Here is a 10,459-nt window from a genome sequence, read left to right as displayed (position 1 = left end):
CAGCAGCCTTCTCGCGGTAAGAAACCGTTCAACGGCGCATCGGGTGCCTTGCAATGACGCGGAGGCAAATGCTTGCGACAAAAACCTTCCTGAAACGCCGCCCCCCCAATCAAGCGGCGCTGAACCCATCAGGTCGAGGGCTTCCTTTAGCCCTCGTACGTGACGGCGGGCTGTGGGTCGGGCGTACTTAGCCGAGATGAGCCAAGTGGCGAAATCTTCCAACAAGGTGCCATTGGACGATCCCGAGTAACACGCGTGAACCTTCGGGAATAAGTGTTCGAGCATGGTTGCCCCCTTTGGATGGTTGGGAGAACCACGCTACCGCTGTCAGTTATGTTGAGTAGGAACGGTCGAGGCGGCTGTTAATAGCGGGGAGATCGATATCGCTCCACATCACTGCGGGCTGCACATAAGTCGAGTCACGTTGAGCTCAACGTGACTCGACGACTGCGGCCTCGAGCCGCTCGACGCCGGAGCCCGTCACAATCTCTGGAAATTAAGATCGCTATGGCCGCCGCTCCACCATCGTCACCAGCCAGCTCCCAGTGGAGCAATGCCATGCGCCGCTTATTGGCGATCCCACCTATGCCGATGCCGTGCTGGATCGTCTCGTTCACAACGTCCACCGCTTCGATTTCCCCGACGAGAGCCTTCGTCGAAGTCGATCGCAGCAAAGCCGCAAGGACTGAGAGTCGTCGCCCTGTGGACATACCGTTGCGCTTGGAGAACGCAAACGCGTGCCCCACATGCACACAGCAACAGCAGCAGAACACAACAGGTCTGGCTGCAATCCCAATTGACCCGGCGGCTTGCTCACTGCCAGAAAACAAACGCCAGAACGCCTCCACACCCGGACGAGATCATCCTGGAATGGTGGGCGGGATCATCTCGGACTTCCGGGCGGCATCATCTAGGTACACCCGGGCGAGATCGTCGGTATCCGCACGCGCCTTCCCTGCGATCTGCGCGGGCTTGCAGTGTAATCGTTATCCCAGCTGGTGCGCTGCTCGAATTTCGGATTGTTGTTAGCGGTCATCTGCTGATCCCTCAAGAATTGAGCGAGTTGGGGAGGAGCGACCACTTGAGGCAGGCAGCACCAAGCATTCACGTCGCTCGGGACGAGCGATTGCCCACGCGGCTCTTCAAGCCGCCGGTTAGGCTGGTTAGAAAGAGTTACAGCGATCTCAAGCGCGATCACGTGCGCACCTCTGGGATGCCTCAGGACACAAACACCAACAGGTGGTCGACCCGTTATGCAGCGCCGAACGACGCACCATATCGAAGATGTTGCTGTTTGTTGCCGAGCGTGAACCACATATCCTGCTAAACCAGTTTCGCGCTTATCCGAAAATGGTCCTCCCTGGAAAATCTTTGTCAGTAAAAGGGCAGATCATCAGGCTGCCGCGCGTGTTCTCGATGCCTGATTGCCGCAGATCTTTTTTGAACGACTCGGATGATCTCTTGCGACTTGCCCAGCCAGGATGGGCGGTGAGGCGCAGAGTTGACACGCGTCTTCCAATCTGTTGAAGGCGCTTAGCTAATCATAACAGTCCAAATTGCGCGAAAAGAAAGCGTAACGCGGGCAGCTCGCGCTTGGGGGTCATCTGGCTGGATAAGCGGCTTTCAACGCTTCCATTGAAATGAGCGAAGGGTCTTTTCAGGCCGATGCGATGGCTGGCACCACTGCGGCTGGCTAAGCTGGTTGCATTTACGCCTCGGGAGATCGGCTTGCGCGGTCTTCAGAGTCCGTCAGACAGAGCTCGGCACAATAAATCATTCGCTGCTCTCGATAGAGGCTTTGCGGAAGCGGCCGGCCTGGCAGAGGGCGCTGGGGGGCATGGATCGACAGGTTGTCCTGCACGACACGGATGCAGGCGGCCCATGATCGAATCCTCGCGAAATCTTATTGCAGCAGTCGTCCCATTAGACAGGCGAGCGCGCTCGCGGATTCGCAATCCTCGGGTATCGAGGCTCAGCCGAAAGTTGGCGACCGCCGTAGCTACGCGTTCTGTCTCTCGTTAAAGTTGAATCGAGCCGCTCCGTACTCTGCTACTATCCACTTGTTCATTGTGACCGCGCGCCGCATCTCGTTTTGAGTGGCCACACGAGTTGCTTCGAGGCGCGCTTCCGCTATGGTCAAATGTTCAAAGGTACCAACGAGATTCGTGTTTGGTAAGCGGTACCACACCTTGTTCGAGCTAAGAATCCAAAGCGTCTGGCCATTGGTTTCTCCTTGGAGACCAGCCTGAATGGGTTTCCAATAGTTCGCGGCCAGGAGATGAGCGAGGCCTGCAGAAATACCGTTTTGCCGATCCCCCGGCAAGGAGGAAGCCCACAACGCGCGCTGCGCATGCGCTGCGTGGCGTGACGAGCTTGGCCTCCGCCTCATCGAACGAGCCGTAAGCTATGATTGTGTTTATCTCCGGGCATTGCGAGGCGCGCAGCCGCACCGTTCAAGTCTATGGTGCCCGACCGCCGGGGCGCTTCGATGACATAGGTGGGGAAGCGTGCTCCGGTTTCGATGTTGTAGATTCGACGCGTTCGTTGATCAGGAACCCTGCCACGCCCAGCAGCGCGCCACAATTGATTTCGAGCCTTCAGAGTGCAGATCGACTTCGGTCACTTAAGGCACGATCGATTCTGCCCTTCATGAACGTAATTTGCATTCCTCACCTAAGCTGAATTTTGCGCAAGATTAAACGCTGGTCGATTCTCCTCAGGTGAGTCCAGATATGATGCCGAGGCGGTTCAGCAAGTTCGCGTCGCGGTCGGTTTGCGGGTTCTTAGTGGTCAGCAGCACATCGCCGATGAAGATGTGAATTTGCACGGCCAAAGAGCACAGCGCTTGCAGCTCGTCTATCATATACTGCCGTCCCGCCGACAACCGCACAACAATTCCCCCGCTGCAGACTTTGGATGCCAGCATCGCGCATAGCCAAGTGTGTCGATACGATCCGGCAAGGTGCACGTTGTGATGATTTTGCTATAGAATTCCGGCGAGGAGTCGACACATTGTGACTATAAAAGTCGAGTCCGGCGTCAGCGAGCCTCGCAGCCTGCTTCGGCCTAAGCATGCCGAGCGTGACGCACGTCTCTATGCCAATACCCTTAACCGCACCGACCATGTCGCAGATCTGACCGAGATCGCGGTCTTTTGGACAGCGCCAGGCCGCGGCCATGCAGACGCGGGTCGCGCCGGCATCCACAGTGCGCTGCGCGGTGGCAGCAACATCGGCGCAATCCGTCAGATGGGTGGCTTTGAGGCTGGTGGCGTAATGCGCGCTCTGCGAACAGTAGCCGCAGTCTTCCGGACAGCCGCCAGTCTTGATGATGAGCAAGCTTACGGTCTCGACGCAGCTTGGATCGAAGTTGTGACGATGCGCGCTCTGCGCCTGGAACATCAGATCGGCAAATGGCAAGGTATCAAGGTATAAAGCGCTTCGGCTTCAGCACGATTCCGGTTGTTACGAACGGGCGCGCTGCTCAAGCTGCCGTTTCGCCCCACTTCCACATCAGCAGACATTAAGACTGGCTTCCACGTTCACGAAAAGATCATAGATATTGTCGGTAATTATCCATAACCCTGAGGAGATGACGGTTGTTGAACGTCCAAGGAGATTGGGGAGACTAGTCAGAGTGCTCACGAAGAAAGGTACAAGCCTTTCGAATCTAAAAACCGCATAAAGCAGCGCAGGACTGCAGAAATTCTGCAGAAGAGGATCTCTCTTGCGATTTCGACGTGGAGCTGTTGCCTCGGCCGATCACCTGAATGGCCCCAACGATAGATAATCTACGATGACCGACCAAAATACGACGATTGCGCCGCGCATTGCGGAGCAAATCATCAGCGGCGTGCTGCAGCCAGACGCTCCACTCAGGCAAGATCACATCGCGCGCGAACTCAATTCTAGCCACGTCCCGGTACGCGAAGCCTTTCGGCAACGGAGGCCCAATATCTCGTCGTCGCTTTGCTTCGCCGAGGTGTGCGGGTTGCTCCCCTTGATATGAAGTCAGTGAGGAAGTCGCCGAGATGCGAGCAGCGCTTGAAGTGGTGGCGGTGCGCAATGCGGCCTCAACCCTTACACCGGCCCATTTGGCACGAATCGAGCTCGCCTTAATTGAGGGAGAGAATGCCGTGACGATTGAGGATTTCAAGCTGGCCAACCGCGCCTTTCACCATGCGCTGTGCGGTCCAATCAGGACCACCGCATGATCCTGCAAGCACTGAGCGCGTAACGTCGATCAAGCCTGTAACTTGCTCGCGCGCCACATTCACACCATTGAGCGCCTTGCCCTTCCCTCCTCCTGACCAGCACACACACACACACACACACACACAAAAACCGTCTGGTGCGTTCCGCTCTTGATCGCCCGCGATCCAAACTGTGTCACGGCTGACCGGCGATCCTGCAGCCGTTGCAGCAGACTCGATCCCCAAATAGGTATGCGACCTCCTTGCGTCATCACCCCACCGGCATCCATGATTCGTCACATCGTCTTGTTCACCGCCAGGGATACAACCAATATCGATCAAATCGTTAAGGGCTTATCTCTTCTCACCGCAATCTCACATGCTCGCCGGCTTGAGGTAGCTCGCAATTGCAAGAGCGACCAGCTCGGCAACGATATCGACGTCGTGGTCTATGGTGAATTCGATAACGAGACAGAACTCGCCGCTTATAAGGCGCATCATCTATACCAAGAATCGATCAGGCGGGTATGACCACTCAGGGAGCTGCGGTTCGCGGCCGATTACGACGTATCAACGGATGCGCGTTTCGCCTCAATGACAGACAGAAACCAAGCTACTGTTTGCAATCCTACGACTGGCGGGATTAGCCATTCAGTGACTGACCGCCCAATGCACGTCCGCGAATTGCAGTAGATTACGCCTGTGACAGCGATGCGATTTCTCGTAAATCAAGCGGATCTTACGTTCCTCGATAGCGCTGCAAGATTGGCTGGGGCGCTACTCATATCTGACCTGCGACCCCTTCAGTACCTACCGGTCGCGGACGGTCAGGCTAGTTGGAATGGAGAGGCTCTTGAGGCGATTCATGGGAAGCACTTCGCACACTTATCAGCAAGTATAAGCAGGAGCATCGCCCGGGTCTGCCCCTTCCAGGGAGGCGCGGCCGGTTTCCTTGCTTACGATCTAAACAGGTAACTAGAACGATTGCCACGGCCGGCGCTTCCCCGATCAACGTTTGCCCGAATCCGTTCTTCATTTCTATGACGTGGTCGTTAGCTTCGACATCGTGATCATAGATGCTGGATTGTGTCTACCGGATGGCCAGAGCAGGATCCTCCGCGACGGACTGAGCGCGCACGCCGTCGAGCCGATGAATTTTGCGGCTCTCCTTGACAATCCAAATCCGCAGCCGAATGGATCATGCGGCACAGCGGGCCCGCGGCATTCAAATTTCAGCCGTGAGGGCTACATTGCCGCGTTACGGCATGTCATCGACTTGATTCTGGCTGGGGATGTGTTCCAAGCCAATATTGCGCAGCGCTTGACCGCCAGGCTGTCGACCTCATTTGATCCGCTTGCCTTCTACTGGCGGCTACGATCATTGAAACCGACACCATTTGCTGCCCTCCTGCGCTACGGCAAGGCGCCCATCGCATCGAGCTCGCCGGAACGATTTCTAAAACTTGACGGATGACGGGTCGAAACGCGGCGCATCAAGGGCACGATCGCGCGTTCGGCTGATTGCAAGGAAGATGAGCGCCGGGGCAACAACTCTCCTTGCGTCCGAAAAGGACCGTGCCGAGACCACCGTGATTGTCGACCTCCTGCGTAACGATTTGTCACGCGTTTGCACTTCGCATTCGGTCGAGGTTACTGCGCTGTGCGAACTGGAATCCTGCGCCTCAGTGCACCACCTCGTGTCGGCGGTTAGGGTGAACTTGAATAAGACCAGGACGCTGTCAGCCTGCTTGGAGCTTGCTTTCCCGGCGGCTCGTGCGATCGATGGAAATTATTGTGGACATCGAGCAGGTGAGGCGAGGAGTTTATTGCGGAGCGATTGGCTTCATCGGCTTCAACGGGCACATGGATACGAACATGGCGATCCGCACGGTCACCATCCAGGACCGCCTCGCTGTCCTTCATGCGGGTAGCTGCGATCACCGCCATGTCGGATCCCGCGGCCGAATATGACGAGACGCTCGCCAAGGCGCAGCGAATCTTTGACACCTTTGGTGGTTGAAACATCTGGTGCATTTTGATTGTCATTATCGACAACCGCAAGTTTGGCGAAGCAACGGAAGTTATTCAGAATGACGCGATCAGCGTCAGCGATCTTGTTGGCCTCAAGCCGCGCGCGGTGGTCATCTCGCCCGGTCCCTGCACTCCATTAGAGGCTGGAGTATCCACAGCGATCGTCCGGGAGCTTTCAGGCCATGTCCCAATTCTCGGCATCTGCCCTCGGACACCAATGTGTCTGGAGTGTTTTCGGCGGAGGTGTGGCGCGTGCACGTCACCCTATGCACGGGCGATCCTCGGACATAACGCATGACGGCCGTGGGCTATTTGAAGGACTCCCTTCCCCACTTTGCGTGGGGTGCTACCATTCTCTTGTCGTTGAGCTTGATGAATCATCCGCGCCGCATCTCGCTGAGACAGCACGGTCAGAGGAACGCGAGATCATGGCCCTCGCACATCGGCATCACCAAACGTATGGCGTACAGTTCCATCCAGAATCGATACTTTCACCACAAGGACAGGTGATGCTGATCAACTTCTTGCAATTCGCAAAAACCACTGGAGCATGAGAACGGAAGCGACATCGCGGGCGATCGCTCTGCTTTTGCACTTCCCCGTGAGCAGTTCGCCAAACCTCAGCAAATAATGCAAATTGCTCGAATAATGGCCCCTGCTGCAAATCCGGCAGGGTGCCCAGCGCAGTGAAGAGAGGTGATATGCAATCGATTTCTCACCGGACTTGAGAAGCGTCGATCGGCGCAATTGGCCCGCCCAAATGTCCAGGGATGCAAGCGCTCAGAGATCCTGGCCGCCGAACGGGCCGGCGCCTCAGGGCGGTTAGTTTTGCGCATTTTGATCCGCTAGTCCCTTGGGGGGCTGCGGGCCGGCTGTGCGATACAACCGCACATTCCTCTTCATGTTCTCCTGACGAACCGGATTTACGTCGGACTTGACAGCCAAGGCGTCAAAGATCACGAACGGGATGTTTTCGAGTAGCAAGAACGCAGCACGGAAACAGCCCCCGTGTCTCCTTTGCCCCGCGCACACGCTCCACGCCGATCGCCATGGCGGCGGTGCGGTGGAGGACTTCGTCTCGCTTACTTCTCGCCAATACGCGCTCAAAGGCACGGTCCAAGAGTTGATACTGCCGCCGCATCACCTCGTCCTCTTCCCAGAACAAGCGCTGGAGATCCTGCACCCATTCAAAGTAGCTAACCACCACACCTCCTGAATTGCACAAAATGTCGGGGATGAGGAAGATCTCATCCTGACGCTTCTCTAGAATCCGATCGGCTCCCGGTGTGGTCGGCCCATTGGCGCCCTCGGCAAGGATACGACAGCGCAGATCACCGGCGTTTTTGGCGTCGATCACTCGTTCCACTGCAGCTGGAACAAGTATATCGCAAGGCATTATTAACATCTCTACTGAGTCCAATACGGGTTCGTTGGGGTAGCCGTTTAAGCTTCCTCGCGACGCAGGGGTCACGGACAAACTCCGATATTGAGGAATCAGTCTGATCGAAGGTCTTCAATTCCAATCGAGGCCACAATCCGCCGCTTTCCATAGCGACTACCAGTCGGACGGCCTCTTCCAGCTGAAGGCCGAGCTTTGTCGTCCCATCGGCTCCAAGGGGCATATGATGCCTCCAAGAATGGGTGCTGCCGCCGATACCAGCCAATCGACCTTCTTATCCGAAGGCTTCGGCTCGGTCGGTCATTTTCGTGATGCATCTTTGCCCCGGGTGATTCCGGCCGCGATACCTTGATCACGCATCCGGCGGTACTCGTCCGTAACATGGGATAGCTGATGAGCGTCGAAATGGCTTTGAAGCGAGGTGCGGAAACCTTGGATTTCCGCCACTCGCTTGAGCGAACGCTTGACAAGCTTGACCGCGAATGGATAACCAGCGGCGGCTTTTTCGGCCAGTTCGGTTGTCTCCGCCTCTAGCCGGTCTCGCGGTACGACGCGGTTGATCATGCCGATGCGATATGCCTCTTCGGCGGATAGGCGCCGTCCGGTTAACAAGAACTCATGCGCCATGCGCAAGCCCATCACCCAGGGGTGGACGAGCACCTCGACGGCCGCCGTGGCGAGGCTCTGACAGACCGGATCGGCAAAGAACGCATCGTTCGAAGCCACAACCATATCGCACATGTTGTGCGACCATGAAGCCGCCGGCCACGCAAGCGCCCTGAACCGAGGCAATCGTTGGCTTAGGGCAATCCCAAATCCGAAGCGCATACTCGAAATAGCGCTTTTCTTCGTAGGAGTAGCGTTCCTCGACAGTAAAATTTGCCCGGCTTGCCTGCGCCTCCTTCAGATCGTGGCCGGCGGAACAGTGGTCACCCTTGCCTGCGAATACGATGGCGCAGATCTCGTCGTCCGCTAGCGCCTCTGTCAGCGCAAAATCCATCTCATCCAGAAGCTGGCGGCTTTCCGCATTCCGAACTTGTGGCCGGTTGTGAAAGATCCAGGCGGTCTTCCCGCGCCTTTCAACTATGACAGTCTCAAACTGCATACCGGTTCACCTACACGAATTTGCAATACGATTGGCCCGGCCGGAGCTATGCCGGTGCCGCGAAATCATCCCGACGACCTGGGCTGCCGTGCATGGGCGCCATCTATGGAAGTGTAGGGTTGGTTGCGTCAAGCACTTAGCGGTTCAATGAGGTCACCGCGTGTGGCTAGGAAACGGTCAAAGACCGATGAGATGAGATCAATGTCCGCATTTCTCATCGGGGTCGAAAGGCACCCCGACGTATTATTTGTAATATTGATTCCTTGCTCAGCGAACGTCCGAGCGAGTTCCAGCAGGACGTGAGCCTCCTCTGGCGTTGCCAGCGCTTCGCGGAATTCCCGCGGCAGGACAGGCTTCGCATGGATTCTGAACAGAGACGCCGCTCCCGACACCGAGAAGGGAGCTCCATGCCGAGTGATCGCAGCGCGCAATTGATCACGCAGCCTGTCACCGAGTTTCTCGAGGTGAGAGAATGCAGCCTGATCAAGAGCATTCATTGAAGCGAGGCCGGCCGTCATCGATAGAGGATTTGCGGAAAACGTTCCGCCTTGCGGGACAATCGGCCTGCCTTTCGAGGCGTCAAAGACGAACATCACGTCGCGCCTGCCGCCGATTGCTCCGATCGGGAGACTACCACCGATGATCTTGCCGAACGTGAAGATGTCCTGCGAGTCCAAAACGGGCTGCAGACCCTTGATAGCCCAGGCGGAAATTCAGCACCTCGTCCGCGATGATCAGGATTCAATGCTCCTCGCTGCCTGTTGAACCGCGTCGAGGAACTCTGGTGTGGGAGTAATGTAGCCAGAGCGGCCAGGCATCATATCGATGAGGATGGCTCCCAGCTTGGAAGCGTTCGCGTCAATCAACTGCTCCGCCAGGCTCGGTTGATTGAAGCGTAGCGGAATGACATCGCCCAAGACCAAGAGCGGCGCGCCACGATAGGATGAAACGGCTGAAGTGGACCCTATGCTGAGGACCACTGGGTCCGGTTTCTTAAGTGGAGCTGCTGCCGTTCCTTCTTCCCAATAGCTCTACGCTACTCTTGCTTGCTGCTGTTGTGGCTGTGGGGATGTGGGCAACGCGCAGCGTTGTCCAAGCTTCTCGCTAGTCACGTGAATCTAAAGTTCACCACATAAAGTCTGCTGGGCTTTGTGACAGAAGCGTTTGACTGAAGCCAAAATCTGGTCAGCAGACTTGGTCCATTTGAAGGGCTTCGGGTTTTTGTTGTGCAGGTCGATGAAGGTACGGATGTCGGCTTCGAGCTGTCTGACGGAGGTGTGGACACCTCGCTGGATCTGCTTTCTGGTGAGTTCGGCGAACCAGCGTTCGACCTGATTAATCCATGACGCGGATGTCGGCGTGAAGTGGACATGATAATGCGGGCGGCGGGCGAGCCACGCCTTGATCTTGGGTGTCTTGTGGGTGGCGTAGTTATCCATGACGATATGAACATCGAGCCCTTCAGGGACTTGATCGTCGATCTCTTTGAGGAATTTCAAGAACTCGACTGCCCGGTGGCGCTTGTAGCATTTGCCGATGACAAACCCTGACGCAACGTCAAGTGCTGCAAACAGCGTGGTCGTACCATGCCGCACATAGCTGTGCGTGCGACGTTCCGGCACGCCAGGCATCATCGGCAAGACGGGCTGCTCGCGATCGAGTGCCTGGATCTGGCTTTTCTCCTCGATGCTGAGGACGAGGGCTCGGTTCGGCGGGGACAGGTAAAGCCCGA

7 protein-coding genes and 9 pseudogenes are annotated in these 10,459 nt (G+C 56.7%); 7 read left to right on the top strand and 9 right to left on the bottom strand.

From position 1 onward, the window contains the following. Positions 1 to 439: 439 nt before the first annotated feature. Positions 440 to 689: pseudogene (locus J6524_RS36695) on the top strand (ATP-binding protein); the annotation flags it as partial. A 1,537-nt stretch (positions 690 to 2,226) separates the two neighbouring features. On the opposite strand, the pseudogene J6524_RS38190 reads toward J6524_RS36695, so the two are convergent. From J6524_RS38190 to J6524_RS38180, 4 genes and pseudogenes are all read right to left on the bottom strand, one after another. Next, positions 2,227 to 2,352 (bottom strand): annotated as a pseudogene (locus J6524_RS38190) (AAA family ATPase); the annotation flags it as partial. A gap of 5 nt (positions 2,353 to 2,357) precedes the next feature. Continuing rightward, positions 2,358 to 2,666: pseudogene (locus tag J6524_RS37560) on the bottom strand (aspartate 1-decarboxylase); the annotation flags it as partial. Between the two features lie 50 nt (positions 2,667 to 2,716). Then, positions 2,717 to 2,926, bottom strand: coding sequence for a hypothetical protein (locus J6524_RS38185; protein ID WP_376712130.1), 210 nt, complete (start codon positions 2,924 to 2,926; stop codon positions 2,717 to 2,719). 46 nt (positions 2,927 to 2,972) lie between these two features. Then, positions 2,973 to 3,401, bottom strand: a pseudogene (locus J6524_RS38180) (radical SAM protein); the annotation flags it as partial. A gap of 394 nt (positions 3,402 to 3,795) precedes the next feature. Here J6524_RS38180 and J6524_RS36680 point away from each other — a divergent pair. From J6524_RS36680 to J6524_RS36660, 6 genes and pseudogenes are all read left to right on the top strand, one after another. Continuing rightward, a pseudogene (locus tag J6524_RS36680) lies at positions 3,796 to 4,309 on the top strand (GntR family transcriptional regulator). Between the two features lie 171 nt (positions 4,310 to 4,480). Next, a pseudogene (locus J6524_RS38175) lies at positions 4,481 to 4,885 on the top strand (Dabb family protein). 322 nt (positions 4,886 to 5,207) lie between these two features. Next, positions 5,208 to 5,666 carry a chorismate-binding protein gene (locus J6524_RS37555; RefSeq protein ID WP_283843385.1) on the top strand — a complete coding sequence of 153 codons (459 nt, stop codon included), beginning with the start codon at positions 5,208 to 5,210 and terminating at the stop codon, positions 5,664 to 5,666. 58 nt (positions 5,667 to 5,724) lie between these two features. Further along, a pseudogene (locus tag J6524_RS38165) lies at positions 5,725 to 5,904 on the top strand (chorismate-binding protein); the annotation flags it as partial. 82 nt (positions 5,905 to 5,986) lie between these two features. Continuing rightward, the gene (locus J6524_RS37550; RefSeq protein WP_312002547.1) at positions 5,987 to 6,163 is read left to right on the top strand and encodes a chorismate-binding protein; all 177 of its coding nucleotides are present in this window, start codon (positions 5,987 to 5,989) and stop codon (positions 6,161 to 6,163) included. Positions 6,164 to 6,227: 64 nt separating this feature from the next. Continuing rightward, positions 6,228 to 6,777: pseudogene (locus J6524_RS36660) on the top strand (anthranilate synthase component II). Between the two features lie 395 nt (positions 6,778 to 7,172). Here J6524_RS36660 and J6524_RS36655 read toward each other — a convergent pair. From J6524_RS36655 to J6524_RS36640, 5 genes and pseudogenes are all read right to left on the bottom strand, one after another. Further along, positions 7,173 to 7,685, bottom strand: a pseudogene (locus J6524_RS36655) (Glu/Leu/Phe/Val family dehydrogenase); the annotation flags it as partial. A gap of 237 nt (positions 7,686 to 7,922) precedes the next feature. Continuing rightward, the gene (locus tag J6524_RS37545) at positions 7,923 to 8,354 is read right to left on the bottom strand and encodes an enoyl-CoA hydratase-related protein (protein ID WP_283843386.1); all 432 of its coding nucleotides are present in this window, start codon (positions 8,352 to 8,354) and stop codon (positions 7,923 to 7,925) included. Continuing rightward, positions 8,239 to 8,727 (bottom strand): enoyl-CoA hydratase-related protein, encoded by a 489-nt coding sequence (locus J6524_RS38160; RefSeq protein WP_376712129.1) that lies wholly within the window; start codon positions 8,725 to 8,727, stop codon positions 8,239 to 8,241. The genes J6524_RS37545 and J6524_RS38160 overlap by 116 nt, the downstream gene beginning before the upstream one ends. 128 nt (positions 8,728 to 8,855) lie before the next feature. Then, complete coding sequence (locus J6524_RS36645; protein WP_225678717.1) at positions 8,856 to 9,404, bottom strand: aminotransferase class III-fold pyridoxal phosphate-dependent enzyme; 549 nt, start codon at positions 9,402 to 9,404, stop codon at positions 8,856 to 8,858. A 441-nt stretch (positions 9,405 to 9,845) separates the two neighbouring features. Further along, positions 9,846 to 10,459, bottom strand: a 614-nt coding sequence (locus tag J6524_RS36640) for an IS630 family transposase (protein ID WP_225678716.1), incomplete at its 5' end; no start/stop codon positions are given.

Source organism: Bradyrhizobium hereditatis, assembly GCF_020329435.1.
Classification (GTDB): Bacteria; Pseudomonadota; Alphaproteobacteria; order Rhizobiales; family Xanthobacteraceae; genus Bradyrhizobium; species Bradyrhizobium hereditatis.
Note: the sequence above shows the minus strand (reverse complement) of the source record. Positions and strands in the feature narration are given on the sequence as shown.

Bases quoted from the DNA above. Each gene is read 5' to 3' on its own strand.
- J6524_RS38160 (WP_376712129.1), bottom strand. From the start codon at position 8,727: ATGCAGTTTGAGACTGTCATAGTTGAAAGGCGCGGGAAGACCGCCTGG.
- J6524_RS37545 (WP_283843386.1), bottom strand. From the start codon at position 8,354: ATGGTTGTGGCTTCGAACGATGCGTTCTTTGCCGATCCGGTCTGTCAG.
- J6524_RS38185 (WP_376712130.1), bottom strand. From the start codon at position 2,926: ATGCTGGCATCCAAAGTCTGCAGCGGGGGAATTGTTGTGCGGTTGTCG.